17 protein-coding genes, 1 other RNA gene and 1 other annotated feature are annotated in these 18601 nt (G+C 37.2%); of the genes, 2 read left to right on the forward strand and 16 right to left on the reverse strand.

The window, feature by feature from the left end; translation table 11 throughout:
* Positions 1–112: 112 nt before the first annotated feature.
* From D612_RS0112945 to cymR, 9 genes are all read right to left on the reverse strand, one after another.
* Positions 113–1189 carry an AI-2E family transporter gene (locus tag D612_RS0112945; RefSeq protein ID WP_017755906.1) on the reverse strand — a complete coding sequence of 359 codons (1077 nt, stop codon included), beginning with the start codon at positions 1187–1189 and terminating at the stop codon, positions 113–115.
* Between the two features lie 63 nt (positions 1190–1252).
* A complete protein-coding gene (locus tag D612_RS19110) occupies positions 1253–1387 on the reverse strand; it encodes a YrzQ family protein (RefSeq protein WP_017755907.1) in 135 nt (44 codons plus the stop codon).
* A 24-nt stretch (positions 1388–1411) separates the two neighbouring features.
* Positions 1412–1600 carry a hypothetical protein gene (locus D612_RS0112955; RefSeq protein ID WP_017755908.1) on the reverse strand — a complete coding sequence of 63 codons (189 nt, stop codon included), beginning with the start codon at positions 1598–1600 and terminating at the stop codon, positions 1412–1414.
* Between the two features lie 42 nt (positions 1601–1642).
* Positions 1643–2122, reverse strand: coding sequence for a PRC-barrel domain-containing protein (locus tag D612_RS0112960; RefSeq protein ID WP_017755909.1), 480 nt, complete (start codon positions 2120–2122; stop codon positions 1643–1645).
* Positions 2123–2232: 110 nt separating this feature from the next.
* A complete protein-coding gene (recD2, locus tag D612_RS0112965) occupies positions 2233–4578 on the reverse strand; it encodes an SF1B family DNA helicase RecD2 (RefSeq protein WP_017755910.1) in 2346 nt (781 codons plus the stop codon).
* Positions 4579–4590: 12 nt separating this feature from the next.
* A complete protein-coding gene (locus tag D612_RS0112970; protein WP_017755911.1) occupies positions 4591–5256 on the reverse strand; it encodes a tetratricopeptide repeat protein in 666 nt (221 codons plus the stop codon).
* Positions 5257–5385: 129 nt separating this feature from the next.
* Positions 5386–6504, reverse strand: coding sequence for a tRNA 2-thiouridine(34) synthase MnmA (gene mnmA, locus D612_RS0112975; protein WP_017755912.1), 1119 nt, complete (start codon positions 6502–6504; stop codon positions 5386–5388).
* A gap of 72 nt (positions 6505–6576) precedes the next feature.
* Positions 6577–7722 carry a cysteine desulfurase family protein gene (locus tag D612_RS0112980; protein ID WP_026092504.1) on the reverse strand — a complete coding sequence of 382 codons (1146 nt, stop codon included), beginning with the start codon at positions 7720–7722 and terminating at the stop codon, positions 6577–6579.
* A gap of 29 nt (positions 7723–7751) precedes the next feature.
* The gene (gene cymR, locus D612_RS0112985) at positions 7752–8168 is read right to left on the reverse strand and encodes a cysteine metabolism transcriptional regulator CymR (RefSeq protein WP_026092505.1); all 417 of its coding nucleotides are present in this window, start codon (positions 8166–8168) and stop codon (positions 7752–7754) included.
* 305 nt (positions 8169–8473) lie between these two features.
* Here cymR and D612_RS0112990 point away from each other — a divergent pair, with 305 nt between their 5' ends.
* Positions 8474–9760 carry a replication-associated recombination protein A gene (locus D612_RS0112990; protein WP_017755915.1) on the forward strand — a complete coding sequence of 429 codons (1287 nt, stop codon included), beginning with the start codon at positions 8474–8476 and terminating at the stop codon, positions 9758–9760.
* Between the two features lie 203 nt (positions 9761–9963).
* Positions 9964–10671: an RsfA family transcriptional regulator gene (locus D612_RS0112995; RefSeq protein ID WP_017755916.1), complete on the forward strand. Its 708-nt coding sequence runs from the start codon at positions 9964–9966 to the stop codon at positions 10669–10671.
* An 18-nt stretch (positions 10672–10689) separates the two neighbouring features.
* On the opposite strand, the gene D612_RS0113000 is transcribed toward D612_RS0112995, so the two are convergent.
* From D612_RS0113000 to D612_RS0113025, 7 genes are all read right to left on the reverse strand, one after another.
* A complete protein-coding gene (locus tag D612_RS0113000) occupies positions 10690–11460 on the reverse strand; it encodes a tRNA threonylcarbamoyladenosine dehydratase (protein ID WP_017755917.1) in 771 nt (256 codons plus the stop codon).
* Positions 11461–11640: 180 nt separating this feature from the next.
* A non-coding RNA gene (ssrS, locus tag D612_RS19115) (6S RNA) lies at positions 11641–11845 on the reverse strand.
* A 77-nt stretch (positions 11846–11922) separates the two neighbouring features.
* Positions 11923–13692: an aspartate--tRNA ligase gene (gene aspS / locus D612_RS0113005; RefSeq protein WP_017755918.1), complete on the reverse strand. Its 1770-nt coding sequence runs from the start codon at positions 13690–13692 to the stop codon at positions 11923–11925.
* A gap of 18 nt (positions 13693–13710) precedes the next feature.
* Positions 13711–14979 carry a histidine--tRNA ligase gene (hisS, locus tag D612_RS0113010; protein WP_017755919.1) on the reverse strand — a complete coding sequence of 423 codons (1269 nt, stop codon included), beginning with the start codon at positions 14977–14979 and terminating at the stop codon, positions 13711–13713.
* Positions 14980–15160: 181 nt separating this feature from the next.
* Positions 15161–15401 (reverse strand) — a binding site (T-box leader).
* Positions 15402–15502: 101 nt separating this feature from the next.
* On the reverse strand, positions 15503–15679 hold the full coding sequence (locus tag D612_RS18360; RefSeq protein ID WP_017755920.1) for a hypothetical protein: 177 nt from the start codon (positions 15677–15679) through the stop codon (positions 15503–15505).
* 139 nt (positions 15680–15818) lie between these two features.
* Entirely contained in the window at positions 15819–16271 is a 453-nt protein-coding gene (gene dtd / locus D612_RS0113020; protein ID WP_017755921.1) for a D-aminoacyl-tRNA deacylase, read from the reverse strand.
* A gap of 128 nt (positions 16272–16399) precedes the next feature.
* On the reverse strand, positions 16400–18598 hold the full coding sequence (locus D612_RS0113025; RefSeq protein WP_017755922.1) for a RelA/SpoT family protein: 2199 nt from the start codon (positions 18596–18598) through the stop codon (positions 16400–16402).
* Positions 18599–18601: the final 3 nt, after the last annotated feature.

Genomic DNA, 18601 nt, shown 5'->3' on the forward strand with positions numbered 1-18601 from the left:
GATGGACTATAACCTACTAGTTCCTTCATCATTCAAGTTATAAAATTAATTCACATATGTGATATTTTAGTCATATTATCTAACATTTGTCAAACCTTTCATATGCGTAGTTCTAATTCTTTACACTACGAGTTTTCTTCAAATTAAACACTAGCAGAAAAATTACTTCTCGTAGTATGGCTATAACTGGAACCGCTAAAATCATCCCTATGACTCCAGCAAGCTCTTCACCAACTAATAACGTTATAATAATAACCACCGGATGCATATGTAAGCTTTTCCCCACTATTAATGGCGCTAGTATGTTTCCCTCTAAAAATTGTAATAATACAATAATCATCGCAACAATTAACACCATTTTCCCTGATAGTGTAATCGCCACGATAATAGCAGGAATCGCTCCAATAAAAGGGCCAAAATACGGAATAATATTTGTTATACCAATGATTGTCCCCAAAATTAATGGATAATTCATTCCAACTATCCAAAAACTTGCCGTCGCAACAATTCCAATTAAGAGACAAACAAAAAGCTGCCCCCTAATATAATTGCCAAGCGATTCATCGATTTGTTTTAATAATTGGATGCCAGGTCTTCTCCATTTTCGCGGTGTAACATACCAAATTGCCTTTTTAAAAAGACTAATATCCTTTAACATATAAAATACTATTAGTGGAATAAGCGCAAATAGAATTAATGAGTTTAATAACTCTTTTAGGAAGACGGCAATTGTTGTTAATAGTTGGTCAATTCCAGACTCTATACTATGTAGTCCTTCCTCTATACGCTGATGGATCCCTTCAGGGAAATGCTCCGTACGAAAATCAATTTCATTGATCCAATGACGATATGTGTTGACTAAGTAAGGGATATTCTCATTTAAATCCTTAAATTGATTTAATAACTGTGGAATTAGTTTATAAAGTCCAAAACCGATACCGCCAAAAAACACGACATAGATGGCTAATATTGCAATAACTCTTGGGACTCTTCTAGCATGAATGAATTCTACAACAGGTAAAAGTAAATACGCAATAAAGCTGGAAATTAAAAGTGGGGTGAGTGCTGTTAGTAAGATTTTTCCAATTGGTTCCCAAATTGGAAGGAGTTTTATAAAAACAAATAAACATAACAATGTAATTAACAAAGTAGCAGCACGAATTAACCAAACATATTTGTGATTCCCCATTACGTCACACACCTTTTAAAAACTTTAAGAGGGCTGTTTTTGCAAACAGCCCCCATTTCTCTATTAAAAGATCGCTTTTGTAATTCGTTTTCTCATTTTTCGCATCGTTCTTCCGTTAATCATGTTATTTCCTCGTGTCATGCTATACGCTGCTGCGCCAATTCCTAAAGCTAGTAACGATGTCATTGTTCTATTCAAAACAATCACCACCTAGAAGAAAGTTTACATTTCCATGCGTAAATCCTCTTCTTCAAATAAGTCATCTAATGAACTTAAAGTGCCATCTTCTTCAACCTGATGTGTAAATAACCGATTATTTTGAACGGATAGCTCAATAAAGCAATTCCAACAATAATATTGATTAACACCGATTTTTCCTAAATCTTTACTAGAACAGTTCGGGCACTTCATAGGGTTAGTCACTCCTCTTTAAAACGAGACATAAAAATTAGATTAATCAAGATCAACGATTAATATACTTTCACCTATAGTTAATGGATTTTTCGATCGATATAGTTTCCGACCTTCTGCCATATCAGAAAAAAAGCCATCCGAAACTTCATACCCTATGATTGTGCCCAATTCTTCCTGAAAATATACATCTTCGACTAAACCTAGCTTTTCCCCCTCGGTTGTAACTAACGGCTTTCCAATTATTCGATCGTGCACCCGATGAAGCACCCTATCTTTCTTTTCCGTTTCATTCAGCTTTATTTCGGCTGGTTCATTAGACAACATAACCCCATCCATTCCTAATGAAGCAATTTTAACAAGAGGAATAAGCATATTTTTTTTTAGTAACCCTTTCGGATCTATCATTAATCCATTAACTGTCCCGTTTTCATCAAAGCAAAGATCGATTACCTTTCCAAGTTCTTTACCAGATCCTCCATTATAGACAGGTAAATCTTTAATAGAAGAGAACGTTCGCAAAAGGACTCCACCTTTCGAACATTCATTTTCATGTATGAGGTTGACCAAATATATGTTTATCTCTTACAAAACATTTCAGGTCAACCTCTACATTCATATATTACGGAACCTCACATAAAATCATACGGACTAAGACTTTCCATGTTTGTTTCTTCTTGTTTTTCAACATTATTCTCATTAAATCTTTCGGTAATTTTGACTGCTAACGTTGTTTTCCTTAAGCCTTCATCCTGCCGTAGAACACCTTGTCGCAAAGCTTCCTCATCACCACATAAAATTAAATAATCCTTACTTCTTGTAATCGCAGTGTAAATCAAATTTCTTCGGAGCATTCGATAATAACCCTTTACAACTGGAAAAATTACAATTGGAAATTCACTTCCCTGTGACTTATGAATGGAGCAACAGTAAGCGTGAGTTATTTTGGAAAGGTCCTGCCTTGTATATAAAACTTCAATACCTTCAAAGCTTATTATAATTTGATCCGTACCTTCTGTATTTTCTTTAGCATAAATGATACTTACGATTTCACCGATATCGCCATTAAATACATTATCATCTGGTTGGTTGATAAGCTGTAGCACCTTATCACCTACTCGGTAAATAATTTCTCCAAATGATAACTCGCGTTTTTGGTCACTTTTAGGGTTAAATAGCAGCTGCAGCATTTTATTGAGCGTATCTATACCCGCTGAGCCACGGTACATTGGTGCTAATACTTGAACATCTCTTGCAGTATAGCCTTTTTTGAGTGCGTTTTGACATACTTGAGATACGACATCGAGAATTTGACCCTGCTTACATTTAAAAAAGGCACGGTCTACTTTTGGACTTGTTATATCAGTTGGTAGTTTTCCAACCTTAATGCTATGTGCTAAATCAATAATCGAAGAACCCTCCGATTGCCGATATATATCTGTTAATCGAACCGTTTTAATTTTTTCTGTCATTAGCAAATCTTTAAGGACTTGACCTGGGCCAACAGACGGTAATTGATCTTCGTCACCAACTAAGATTACTTGGACTTCATCAGGTAATGCCTTAAAAAGCTGATTGGCTAACCATATGTCAACCATTGAAAATTCATCAATAATAACAAGCTTTCCCCCAATTGGATTTTCTTCATCATGACTAAAGCCTTCAGATCCGTTCCACCCAAGTAGTCGATGGATAGTTACTGCAGGAAGCCCAGTTGATTCTGTCATTCTTTTTGCGGCTCTCCCTGTTGGGGCTGCTAATATGAAAGGAAAACTTTCGTCCTTTTTATAGTCTTTAGGGTTTAATGAATATCCATGCAACTGTGAATAAATTTCAACAATACCCTTAATAACGGTTGTTTTCCCAGTTCCTGGTCCACCCGTCATGATCATAATTGGTGAGGTAATTGCTGTTTGTATTGCATCCTTTTGTGATGGAGCATATTGTACCTGTAATCTTTCTTCTAATGATCCTAATGCCATTAAAAATTCAGATTCGGGAAATTGCTCATTAAACTTTTCTTGCTCTGCAATTCTTTTCAAGCTTGTAACAAGACCTTTTTCCGCGAAAAATAGCGAGGGTAAATAAACTCGATCCTCTTCGACAATAATTTTTTCTTCCTCGCCAAGTGAAATTATTTCCCGAGAAATGTCGACTTCAGAAACCTTATTTTCTTTGGCTTTTTCATTTATTAATTTATAAACCTCAATTATAAAAGGCTCAATATTCAAATAAACGTGACCATCCTGAATGGACTGTTGATTTAACGTATATAGGCACCCCGCCCTGATTCGATCAGGGTGATTTCCTTTTATTCCCATAGATTGCCCTAGTTCGTCAGCTCTAGTGAAACCAATCCCTTCAACGTCTTCAATTAGCTTATATGGATTGTCCTGAATGATTTCGAGGGTATCTTCCTTATAGGTTTGATATATTTTCATTGAAAGCTGAGGACCGAAGCCGTAATTTGATAAAGCAATCATAATTTGTTCTAAACCTTCGTGGAGCATTAATGTTTGATAGAGGTGCTTTGCCTTTTCCTCAGGAAATTTTGGAATTGTCATTAATACGGAAGGATTCTCGATTATTTTAGTAATAGCTCGTTCTCCTAATGCTTTTACAATCTTTTGTGCAGTCTTTTTACCAATTCCAACAAATAAATCACTTGATAAGTATTGAATAATACCATCTTCCGATTGCGGCAATTCTTTTTTAAAATGATGAACCTGGTATTGTAAGCCGTGACGGGGATGGTGATGGAATTGACCGAAAAATGTATATACTTCGTCTTCATGTATGTAAGGGAAATAGCCAGCAACAATGACTTCTTTATCCTCATATTGCTCATTCGTTTCGATTATCCGAATTCTTGCAACCGAATATACGGTTTCTTCATTATGAAAAATCATAACAATGAGCTTACCTTTAATAAATCGCTGTTGTTCTTGAAAGATATCAATTGATTGCTGTTTTTCCATTGTTATTCCCCTTTAATGCTTACGAAAGATTTGTTCAACGTTTTTCTTCCCATTGGCTGCCAAGAAGTGGTCAGGTTGTATTTCCAATGCTTTATTAAACATCTGTAGTGAAGAAGCTGGATCATCTTTAAAAGCATAAGCAACACCTAAATTATAGTATGCATCTGAATGTTCACCATTTATTTCAATTGTTTTTTCAAAATGCGGGATTGCCTCATCTACCATTTCGAGCATTGCTAAACATAATCCGTATTGAAACTGTGCATCAGCATCCCATTCATTAAGCTCAACTGCTCGTTGAAAATATGGAAGAGCGAGCTTCTCCTGCCCTAATTGAGAAAGGCTCATGGCAAGCATAAAATAACAATCACCTTCAGCTAACCCATGCTTCAACGCTTTTTCAAACATATCCTTTGCTTCAATAAAGTTGTCTTTATTATAATACGTACTTCCTGCTCCATAATAGGCGGTTGCTAACGAATCATCAATTTCTAACGCTTTATTAAAAAACGCTAGTGCCCGTTCCGGCTCACCTACTGCCGCCAATAAATTCCCAAAATTTATATAAGCAATTGGATCATTTGGATTTTCCGTTATCATCTCGTTAAATAACTTCGCCGCTTCTTCATACTTTCCTTGTTGCATATATTGAATTCCAAGAGTATTTTTATCAATCATACAATAGTCTCCTTCATTTAACGTGAATCCTGTCCTTCGAAACACATTGTAATTTCTAAATTAATAAGCTTATTTATGAGATTTTTCAATTCTTAACGAGTTAAACCTCAATTCTAAGATGAATTGAGGTTACACATACGTTAAGCGTTCATTATTTTTAAACACTTGATCAATTGTTGCACCACCGAGACATTCATCTTCATGATAAAAAACAACGGACTGACCAGGTGTGATTGCACGTACTGGGTTATCATAAATTACTTTTACCATTCTATCATCAAGAATTTCTACTGTAACAGCAATATCCGGTTGCCGATAGCGAAATTTAGCGGTACATTTGAAAGCTGAAGCTGGCTTACGATCGCTTACCCAGTTCACGTCGACGGCTATTAAAAAGTGGGAATACAATAGCTCGTTATGAAAACCTTGATCAACATAAAGAATATTGTCTTTAAGGTTTTTACCGACCACAAACCACGGCTCACCTGAACCACCTATTCCCAAGCCATGACGTTGACCAATTGTATAATACATTAATCCATCATGCTTTCCTTTTATTTCTCCGGTTAACGTTGCCATTGGACCTGGTTGAGCTGGCAAGTAATTGCTTAAAAATTCTTTGAAGTTTCGCTCTCCAATAAAACAAATGCCTGTACTGTCCTTTTTTGTGGCAGTGGCAAGCCCTGCCTCTGCTGCTATTTTTCTTACCTCAGATTTTGGTAATTGGCCTAACGGAAACATTACTTTCGATAGCTGCGCTTGACCTAATTGGTTCAGAAAATACGTTTGATCTTTATTTTCATCAACACCGCGGAGCATTTTATACTCCCCATCTCTGAATTCAACCCTTGCATAATGACCTGTTGCTAAATAGTCAGCTCCAAGAGTGAGCGCATGCTCTAAAAATGCTTTAAATTTTATTTCCTTATTACACATTACGTCAGGATTCGGTGTTCTTCCCGCACGGTACTCATCTAAAAAATACGTGAATACTTTATCCCAATATTGCTTTTCAAAATTAACAGAGTAGTAAGGGATGCCAATTTGATTACAGACACGGATTACATCATTAAAGTCTTCTGTCGCTGTACAAACACCATTTTCGTCCGTATCATCCCAATTTTTCATGAAAATACCAACGACATCATAGCCTTGCTGTTTTAACAATAAAGCGGCTACGGATGAATCTACCCCTCCAGACATCCCTACAACAACTCTTGTTTCTGCAGGAGATTTTTGAGCACCCATAATTTTCACCTCCTACCAATAGTTTCGATCTAGTTCATATATGCTTGTGCTGTTAAAGAATTGTATTGATTTTTATGTTAACCGTTTAACAATTTTTGTAATATCATATGCTGCTTCTTCAACTTGTTCAACAGTATTGCCATAACCAAAGCTAAAGCGAATTGATGAATGGATCTTGCTCGCATCTTGTCCGAACATTGCAACTAGTACATGGGAAGGGTCAATGGAACCAGCTGTACACGCAGAACCACTAGAGGCTGCAACACCAGCCAAATCAAAATTAACTAGCAATGATTCCACATTCGTTCCCGGAAAAGAAACATTTAAAATCTGTGGGAGAACTTCTTTTGCTCCTTTATTATTGATTGCAAAAGCAATCCCTTCTTCAGTAAATATAGTGATCATCCGCTCTTTAAACCGTAGGAAGCTTTCAATCTTTTTAGCACGTTCGTTTTCAACTATTTGAACAGCTTTTTTAAACCCAATAATCCCTGGCACATTTTCAGTACCAGCCCGACGTTTCCTTTCTTGTTCACCGCCATATTGCTGTGCCACTAACTTTACACCTTTTCTTACATACAATAAACCAATCCCTTTAGGGCCATTAATTTTATGTGCAGACGCTGACATTAAATCTAAGCGAAGTTCGTTTACGTCAATTTCGACGCTTCCGAACGCCTGGACAGCATCTGAATGAAACAGTATATCCGTTTCTGCTAACAATTCACCGATAGCTTGAATTGGTTGCATTGTGCCAACCTCATTGTTTCCAAGCATAATCGATACTAAAATAGTTGTGTCCTTTATTGCTTTTTTCAAATCTTCAACATCTATTTCTCCGTATTGATTTACCGGTAAATATGTAATTTCGAAGCCTTCTTTTTCAAGATATTTGCATGTATGTAAGACCGCATGGTGTTCAACGGCTGTTGTAATAATGTGATTCCCTTTTTCCTTATAGGCTCTAGCTACGCCCATAAGAGCAAGATTATCCGCTTCCGTACCACCACTAGTAAAAATAATTTCACTTTCTTTAGCATTTATACTTTTTGCAATAATTTCCCTAGACTCGTCCACCGCATGTCTCGACTTACGCCCAAACGAATGAACACTGGAAGGATTCCCAAAAACATTGACCATATAGGGTATCATCTCTTCCACGACTAAAGGATGTGTTGGCGTTGTTGCTGCATGGTCTAAATATATCGGTTGTTGCATACTTTCACCTGCTTTTTTCGATAGCAATGTTAAATGTAAAACATATATGAATCTTGATTATCCCCTTCATATGTAGCTAAATCATGAAGCGTCGTCGTATCAAGCACTTCTTTGACCGCATCACGAATTCGGATCCATAATTCCCGCTTGGCAGGCTCTTCGTCATCTAAAACCTCGACAGGACTTATTGGTCCTTCAAGCACTCGAATGATATCACCAGCAGTAATATTTTCGGCTTCTTTAGCTAAAATATAACCACCATATGCCCCACGAACACTTTTTACTAATCCCGCATTCCGTAAGGGCGCAATTAACTGTTCTAAATAATGCTCTGATAAATCATGATCCTTTGCGATATTTTTTAATGGAATCGGTCCTTCTCCAAATTTTTTTGCTAACGCAATCATGATGGTCAAGCCGTAACGACCTTTCGTCGATATTTTCAAAACACTCACCTCAATAACACTTTTTAAAATTACAATTTTCAACATCCGCTTCCAAAATGTCAACGCTATTATATCATGAAAATGTTTCCTCATACATTTTTTCAAGTTTTTAATTGATATGCTATTTTAGCATGATACTTAGAAAAATTAAAATAAAAGTAATTATTTTCTGTTACTATAGATGATAGAAATACGTGATAGAAATAAGTGATAGAAATAAGTGATAGAAAATTATTCAATACTGTCGCAACGTAGGATTGAATGGTGTATTGAAAAACGAATGAAAAATATTTGGAGTGATTTAGATGAGAATAGAGCCACTTGCTTACCGAATGCGGCCTTCCATTATTGAAGATGTAATCGGCCAAAAACATTTATTAAGCTCTGGAAAACCATTAGCACAAATGATTGAAAAAGGACAGCTTTCCTCAATTATTCTTTACGGCCGACCTGGAATTGGTAAAACTTCAATTGCCAATGCCATCGCAGGTTCATTAAAGCTCCCTTTTCGTAAGTTAAATGCTGTTACAAATAACAAAAAGGATTTGGAGGCTGTTGTCCAAGAAGCAAATGAGTTAAATGGTACGATTATCTTATGTGTCGATGAACTTCATCGCTTTAGTAAGACGCAAATAGAATTTCTTTTGCCTTTTATCGAAAATGGTTTATTAATATTAATCGGATTAACAAGTGAAAATCCATATCACAATATTAATCCTGCAATTCGCTCAAGGTGCCAAATTTTTGAGCTAATGCCATTAACTAAAGAAGAAATAATCACGGGATTGAAGCGTGCAATAGCTGATCACCAAAACGGGCTAGGTGACAACCAGCTTGAAGTAAGTGATGAAACTTTAAATTTCATTGCAGAAATGAGTGGTGGAGACTTACGAAGCGCATTAAATAAGCTTGAAATCTCATTCTTAACTGCCAAAACAAATGTTATTACGACCGATTTGGTGAAGGAAGCAATTCAAAGAAATGATATTAGTATTGACAAAGATGGTGATGCTCATTACGATGCATTAAGTGCCTTCCATAAATCACTACGTGGTGGTGATGTTGATGCCGCAATTTTATACTTAGCATTACTAATCGAAGGCGGAGATTTGATTGGCATTTCACGACGATTGCTTTGTGTTGCCTATGAAGATGTTGGCTTAGCAAAGCCTGAAATGGGGGAACGTACATTAGCTGCAATTCAAACCGCCGAGCGTTTAGGATTCCCAGAAGCACGTATACCCTTAGCAAATATCGTGATTGAGCTTTGCCTTTCACCTAAATCAAACCGTGCCTATATGGCTATTAATCAAGCACTTGATTTTATTAGAAGCGGAAAAAAAGTCGCCATTCCTAGTCATTTAAAGGATGCACATTACCATAACGCAAAGAAATTAGCACGAGGAATTGATTATCAATACCCCCATGATTTTCAAATCGGTAAATTTGGGGGGTGGGTCCCTCAGCAATATTTACCAAATGACCTCATAAATAAAAGATTTTACGACCCACTTGAAGCTGGTCAAGAGGAAAAATACATGAAGCTTTATGAGAAGTTAAAAACTGAACAACTGAAAAGAATAACGAAGTAGCTCAAACTTATTTCTAGATATTTCTAGTAATAGTCTCCAACTCCCTATTAAAGGAATGTCCTACTATTTTAATTGATATTGGCACTTACATGAACCATTTTCAAAGAATGTTTGGCCAAACTAGTAAAGTATAATCAAAAAAAAAAGTGGGCAGATTAATAGATAAAGGCAATAAAATCTATTAACGTAAAGGAGTTGAAAATATGAAAATAAGACAGGATGCTTGGTCACACGAGGATGATTTGCTACTTGCTGAAACTGTATTACGGCATATCCGAACTGGTAGCACACAACTAAATGCGTTTGAAGAGGTTGGCAATAAGCTTAACAGGACCTCAGCTGCATGTGGATTTCGTTGGAACGCCGAAGTACGACAAAAATACGAACAAGCAATGGAGCTTGCCAAGAAACAACGGAAAGAAAGAAAAAGAATACTAGCCCTGCAATCCCAACAAAATAACAAAGAACAAATGATAACGAATCTTTCATTTGATTATGAAAAAACAGTCGAGGCTGAAGCACCAGCTCCTTTTGAACAATTACCTCGGCAATATGCTGAGCAGGATTCGTTTATAAATCGTCAAATAAACAATCAGACAGACCAAAAGGATATGGACATAAATACCATTATTGCATTTCTAGAACGTATGAAAGTCTCTAGTGCAAATTCTCAAATCGTCAGAACAGAAAATGAAAGACTTGCTAGAGAAAATTATCAGCTTGTAAGCGAGAAAGAAAAATTACAAAAAAAATTACAAAGAGTGGCACAGGAAAACGAAATGATTCAAGAAGATTATCAGTCTTTATTACACATTATGGACCGTGCACGAAGGATGGTTTCAATTCAAAATCAAAGCAATCTCTCACCATTGGATGAGAATAATGAAGGTTTTGAACAAATAGCAAAATGAGGTTGTTGTCTGACAACCTTATTTTTGTGGTGCTACCCGATTAATCTTTATATCCTTTATGATTTCAGTTACCACATACCCGCCCATAATTAATCCTGCTGTTGAAGGAACAAAAGCGTTAGAGGCAGGCGGTATTTTCGCTTTTCTTACTTGTGCATTTTCATCTGGGACGATTTCTTTTCTAATATCTTCTCGGATGACAATTGGACTTTCATCTGAAAATACAACTTTCACTCCTTTATGAATTCCGTCCTTACGTAGTTTTTGACGAATTACCTTGGCAATTGGATCGGTATGTGTTTTCGAAATATCCGCTATCTTTAAACGCGTTGGATCGAGCTTGTTTGCTGCACCCATACTCGTTATTAACGGCACATGTCGTTTAAGACATTCTTTAATTAAATGGATTTTATATGTGATCGTGTCAGATGCATCAATTACATAATCCAGATTATATCCAAAAAACTCCTCGTACGTTTCTTCTGTATAAAACATTTTTAAAGCAATTACTTCACATTCCGGATTAATGTCAGCTATTCGTTCCTTCATTAGGTCAACCTTTGGGCGACCGATTGTTGATAATAACGCATGTAGCTGACGATTAATATTTGTAATATCCACGTCATCTTTATCTACAAGTATTAGTCTTCCAACTCCGGATCGCGCCAAAGATTCCACCGCAAACGATCCTACTCCGCCGATGCCTAAAACGGCAACAGTGCTATTTTTTAATAATTCCAATCCTTCTTTCCCGAAAGCTAACTCATTTCTAGAAAATTGGTGCAACAATTTAAATCACACTCCTAAATATCACGTCGGTGCCAGGGCGGTGTCCATAGAGGTGTCCATAGAGGTTCCTGACCCCGGAATAAAATGGAAATACTATGCCCTAATATAATATTGTTTTTCCCATTTACGGCATAAAAAACCCTAAGCAAATTTTGCTTAGGGCTGATCATTTACATGATTGAAAGTCCCGATTGTGTCGTCATCGTCCTTCGTTTTGGCCCCGCCAAACGTAGGTGGGTGCTCTGTTTCAAACTTCTGTAGATCCTCAGGCGGCAAAATGCCAGCTCATTTACAAGGCGTGTACGCAGTTCGAAAACTCCAAGCTCCCTTAAACTTTCTGTTCGGTCAAAACTTAATGGTTAATAACGAGTCACTTCAGGACTTTGTACTGTCATAATACCATATTTAAAAGACAGATTCAAGATTATCTCGACCATTGACTGGGATTGATTAAATAGCCATTTATAAACGTATTTGTAAATTTAATTCCAGCAGTTGATCATGGCTAACTTCACTTGGTGCATTTGTCATGATGTCACTTGCACTCGCTGTCTTTGGAAAGGCGATCGTATCACGAAGGTTTGTCCGTCCTGCTAATAGCATGACAAATCGGTCTAGTCCAAAGGCTATTCCCCCATGCGGTGGTGTTCCATAATCAAACGCATCTAAAAGGAAGCCAAATTGTTCACGTGCTTCTTCCTCTGGCATGCCAAGCACTTTAAACATCTTTTCTTGAATATCGCGCTCGTAAATACGGGCAGATCCCCCACCTAATTCATAACCATTTAATACGATATCATAAGCTTGAGCACGTACTTTGCCAGGATTCTCATCTAATAAAGGTAAATCTTCGCGAACTGGCATTGTAAATGGATGATGTGCCGCAAAATAACGGCCAGCCTCTGGATCAAACTCAAGTAACGGCCAATCCGTAATCCATAGGAAATTAAACTTCGTTTCATCGATTAAGTTTAAGTCCTTCGCAAGTTTTACACGAAGTGCACCTAAGCTGTCAGCAACAACTTGTTTTGAATCAGCAACAACTAAAATTAAATCTCCATTTTCAGCTTCCATTACTTTTTGAATGCCTGCTTGTTGATCATCGTTGAAGAATTTTGCGATTGGACCTTTCAATCCATCTTCTTCAACCTTGAACCAGGCTAAACCTTTAGCCCCGTAACGGCTAACATACTCCGTTAACCCATCAATATCCTTACGAGAATACTTTTCGGCAGCCCCTTTTACATTAATCGCTTTAATTTGACCGCCACCTGAGATCGCATTCGCAAACACTTTAAATTCAGTTTCTTTTACAAGCTCCCCGATATCAACTAGCTCCATGCCAAAACGTGTGTCCGGTTTATCAGAACCGTAGCGTGCGATCGCATCGTCATATGTCATTCGAGGGAATGGAGTTTGAATTTCCACTCCTTTCACTTCTTTTAATACTGTTGCCATCATTTCTTCCATTAACGCAATAAGATCCTCTTTATCCATAAACGATGTTTCAATATCCACTTGTGTAAATTCAGGCTGACGATCAGCACGTAAATCTTCATCACGGAAGCAGCGTGCAATTTGATAATACCGCTCAAAACCAGATACCATTAATAATTGTTTAAAAAGCTGCGGTGATTGCGGTAATGCATAAAATTGTCCTTCATGAACTCGACTTGGAACTAAATAGTCACGCGCACCCTCTGGTGTGGATTTTGTTAAAATGGGTGTTTCAACGTCTAAAAATCCATGGTCATCTAAAAAATTACGAACTACTTTTGTAACTTGATGACGCATTTTGAATGTATTGAACATTTCAGGACGGCGTAGGTCCAGATAACGGTACTTTAAGCGTAGCTCCTCAGATGCATCGACATCATCTTCAATCATAAATGGTGGTGTTTTTGATGCATTGATAATTGTAATTTCTTCAGCTTGAACCTCAATCGTTCCTGTTGCAATTTGTTTGTTATATGTTCCTTCAGCACGTGCAACAACTTTACCTTTTATATCTAAAACGAACTCACTTCGAGCTTTATCAGCTGTTTTTAACGCTTCTCCACTAACATCAGGGCTAAATACAACCTGCACGATCCCTGTACGATCGCGTAAATCGATAAAAATAAGTCCTCCTAAATCACGTCGCTTTTGAACCCATCCCTTTAACTGAACGGTTTCTCCCACATTCGTTTCCCTTAATTCTCCACAAAAATGACTTCTTCCTAATTCAGACATTCTATTTTTCCTCCTAAATTAACTTCTTTCTAGTAAATATTCAATAAAGTTCGAGATCCCAACTTCCTCTTGGGTACCTGTTGACATATCTTTAATGTTAATGACATTTTTCACTAACTCATCTTCACCTAATACTGCTACAAACTTTACGTTGAGACGATCAGCTGTTTTAAATTGAGCTTTCAATTTGCGATCTTGATAATCTTTTTCTGCCGTGAAACCAGCTTTTCTAAGTTCGTACAATAAGGAAGTAGCTTTATCCTTTGCTTGATCGCCAAGAGCAATTAAATAACAATCAAGCTCCTGTGCAATTGGCAAGCTAATATTTTCTGCTTTTAAAGCAAGCAGTAAACGTTCTATACTTAACGCAAATCCGATTCCGGGGGTAGCCGGTCCGCCGATTTCTTCAACTAAACCGTTATAACGCCCTCCACCCATTAATGTCGTAATCGCACCAAAGCCTTCCGCATCACTCATAATTTCAAATGCTGTATGATTGTAGTAATCTAACCCCCGCACTAAGTTTGGATCGACCTGAAATTCAATTCCGATATCAGTTAAATACGTTTTCACTTTTTCAAAGAATACGCGAGACTCGTCATTTAGATAATCGAGTATCGATGGTGCAGATTTTATCAATTCGTGATCGCGATCTTTTTTACAATCTAAAATTCGCATTGGATTTTTTTCTAATCGGTTTTGACAGTCACCACAAAATTCTCCAATTCTTGGTTTAAAATGATTCATCAGGGCTTCGCGATGTGCTTTACGGCTTTCGATATCACCAAGGCTATTAATTACGAGTTTTAATCTTTTTAGTCCAAGCTCCCGATAAATATCCATTGCTAAAGCGATAACCTCAGCATCAATAGCCGGATCGCTGCTCCCTAATGCTTCAACGCCAAACTGAATAAATTGCCGCCACCGGCCAGCCTGTGGTCGTTCATAGCGGAACATCGGTCCTATGTAAAATAATTTTGTTGGTTGGTTCGGACTTCCATACATTTTATTTTCTACAAATGAACGTACAGTTGGCGCCGTTCCCTCTGGTCTTAACGTCATGCTACGGCCACCACGGTCTTCAAACGTATACATTTCTTTTTGAACAATATCTGTTGTCTCCCCAACCCCCCTTTGGAATAACTCTGTCTGTTCAAAAATCGGGGTGCGGATTTCACTATAGTTATAGCGTTTGCACATCTCTCTCATTTTTTGTTCGACATATTGCCATTCCTCAACAACTCCCGGCAATATATCCTGCGTACCGCGTGGTATATTTATTGACATGTCTACTTCGACCTCCTTTTTATAGCTTCAAATTTTTTCATCGTCTTTTATTCGCAAGTTTTGGCTGGTTACTCAGAAGTTTCATCTGGTTACTCGCAAATTTTGCATTTTACTCACTAGTTTCGGTTGGTTACTCGCAAGTTTTATTTTTAATAAAAAAAAATCCCGCCCCTACAGTAAATGTAGGGACGAGATTAACTTCCCGTGGTACCACCCTAGTTGAAGTGCTCAAAATAGAAAGCAACCTTCCACTTATCAGTTAACGCCTGAAACGTCCTTTTCCTACTAAGACGCTGCTCTTTTCAGAAAGGAACCTCCTTGAGTGTTCTTCATTAAGCCAGCATGGAGAAATGCTTTCAGCCTACGGCATTTCCTCTCTTTCCATGTGAAATCTTAATTACTCTCTCCATCATAGGTTCAAATATTATTTGGTTCAAAATATCAGTATATCAACTGTTTAGAAATATCAATTAATCTCTATTATCATACGGATGAACACTGTTCTTGTCAAGAATAGAATCGTTTAATTCCGTTCTAATTTCCGTTTCATATTTTTTATCGTTCGTAAGTCCACACCAAATTCCTGTGCTAGCTCCATGTTTGAGGATGTTTGCTCTTTTTGGATAAAATCATGAAAATCAACCCCAAACAATTGATTAGTTGGATTATTTGTTATTTCACTTTTTGAACTATAGCGCATGAATTACATCCTTTCTCCCGTACAAGTATTTTAGAAAATATAACCTTGTACTATCATGCCCGCTATTAAACAAATAATTTCATAAAATAACAATGATTTTTTAACTAATCAGTATTTAATGGTTTTGCGATATAGACTCTCACAATTTATCTTGTTTACTCTCTACAATTAATGTGACTGGGCCATCATTCACTAATGATACATCCATCATTGCTCCAAAAGTACCAGTTTCAACCTTTACTCCTTTGGCTATTAGCGCCTCGTTAAATTTTTCATATAAGCTATTTGCGTATTCTGGCTTAGCTGCATCCGTAAAGCTAGGTCTTCTACCTTTGCGACAATCACCATATAATGTGAATTGGGAGATCGATAAAATTTCTCCACCGACATCTAGTAATGATAAATTCATTTTTCCTTCTTCATCTTCAAAGATTCGTAAATTCACAATTTTCTCTGCAACATAATTAATGTCTTCAACTGTATCTGAATGGGTGATGCCTACTAAAAGTACGAATCCATGGGTTATTTCACCTACAGTTAAGCCATTAACTTTAACATTAGCTTGTTTTGATCTTTGGACTACAACTCTCATTCGTTATGACACCTTCCTCATTAGTATGACATCCAACAAAGAAAAAGAAAGCAGCACTTTAGCTCCTGCCACTTTCTTTTTCCTGTCATTCAAGATAAACATCGATAAGTTACTCGTCAATGTTCTTACTACTGCATAATCCTTCGAACAGAATATACGTCATGTATTTGTTTAAGACGGTCTGCTATCTTTTGCAAATGATTTACATTTTGAATAGCGATCGTAATATTAATAGTCGCCATTTTGTTACGATCCGTCCTCCCCGTAACAGCAGTAATATTTGTTTTGCTTTCATTTATTGCATGCAAAACTTCGTTCAACAAGCCACGGCGGTCATATCCGGTAATTTCAATATCGACATTGTATGACTTCCCGTCACTAGCACCGCCCTCCCATTCAACAGGAATCAACCTTTCCTTCGCTTCATCTGTATGAATATTTGGGCAATCACTACGGTGAACAGAAACTCCTCTACCTTTAGTAATAAACCCTAATATTTCATCCCCTGGGACAGGGTTGCAGCATTTTGACAAACGGATTAGTAAATTGTCTACACCAATGACACGGACACCTGTATCTGTTTTTTTATTACGAGGCAAACTTTTCACTTCTGAAACAGCTTGCAGTAACGTTTCCTCAAGCTCTTGTCCTCGTTTTTTGCGGAGCTTTTCCGTTAGTCTAGTTGCGATCTGTGCTGCGGTAATGCCGTTATAACCGACCGCTGCATACATATCCTCTTCATTCGCAAAACTAAATTTTTCTGCAACCATCTTTAAATTTTCTGCCGTTAAAACTTCTTTAAGCTCGACGTCATATTTCAATACTTCTTTTTCAACAAGCTCTTTTCCTTTTTCAACGTTTTCCTCACGTCTTTGTTTTTTGAAAAATTGTCTTATCTTATTTTTCGCCTGTGAGGTTTGTACAAGCTTAATCCAATCCTGCGATGGACCATAGGAATGCTTGGACGTTAATATTTCAATAATATCACCTGTCTTTAATACATATTCTAGCGGAACAATTTTCCCATTAACTTTGGCACCTATTGTTTTATTCCCAATTTCCGTGTGGATCCGATAAGCAAAATCCAAAGGAACAGAACCACGAGGTAGCTCATATACATCACCCTTTGGCGTAAAAACAAAGACCATATCTGAAAATAAGTCGATTTTTAATGATTCCATAAATTCTTCAGCATCGCTTGTATCATTTTGCCATTCTAATATTTCTCGGAACCATGTGATTTTATCTTGTAATGATTTAGGGTCTTGGTTTTGCTGTTTCCCTTCTTTATAAGCCCAATGTGCAGCAATACCGTACTCGGCAATTTGATGCATCTCTACCGTTCTAATCTGGACCTCTAACGGATCACCTTTAGGGCCTATAACAGTCGTATGCAACGATTGATACATGTTGGCCTTAGGCATCGCAATGTAATCCTTAAACCGCCCTGGCATCGGCTTCCAGCAAGTATGAATAACCCCTAATACAGCATAACAATCCTTTATACTTTCAACGAGAACACGAACAGCAAGCAAATCATAGATTTCATTAAATTGTTTATTTTGCAGCACCATTTTTCGATAAATACTATATATATGTTTGGGACGGCCTGATATTTCAGCCTTCAAATTGACTTCATCTAAGCGCTTGCGGATTTCCTCTATAACTTCCCGTACATGGTGTTCACGTTCGGCACGCTTATTTTTCATTAAATTAACAATGCGGTAATACTGCTGAGGATTGAGATATCTCAACGCTGTGTCTTCAAGCTCCCATTTAATTGTGGAAATTCCAAGTCGGTGAGCTAATGGTGCAAAAATTTCAAGTGTCTCATTGGAAATGCGTCTTTGTTTTTCAGGAGATAAATGCTTTAACGTTCTCATATTATGAAGACGGTCCGCAAGTTTTATTAAAATAACACGAATGTCCTGGGCCATGGCTAAAAACATTTTGCGATGATTTTCCGCCTGCTGTGCTTCCTGAGACTTATATTTTATTTTCCCTAGTTTTGTAACGCCATCAACTAGCATTGCAACTTCTTTATTAAAGGCTTTTTCCAAATCTTTTAACGTTATATTTGTATCTTCAACTACATCATGGAGAAACCCAGCTGCAACTGTTACGGGATCCATTTCAAGCTCAGCCAATATCCCAGCTACTTGGACTGGATGTATGATGTAGGGTTCACCAGATTTGCGATATTGATTATGATGAGCTTGTTCCGCATATTTATAAGCAGATTGTACAAATGCTACATCCTGATCAGATAAATAGCCTCTCACTTTGTCTATTACTTGTTCAATTGTAAGTGTTTGTTCATTAGCCATAAA

Origin of the sequence: Calidifontibacillus oryziterrae, assembly GCF_000331575.1 — a bacterium.
Taxonomy (GTDB): Bacteria; Bacillota; Bacilli; order Bacillales; family Bacillaceae_J; genus Calidifontibacillus_A; species Calidifontibacillus_A oryziterrae.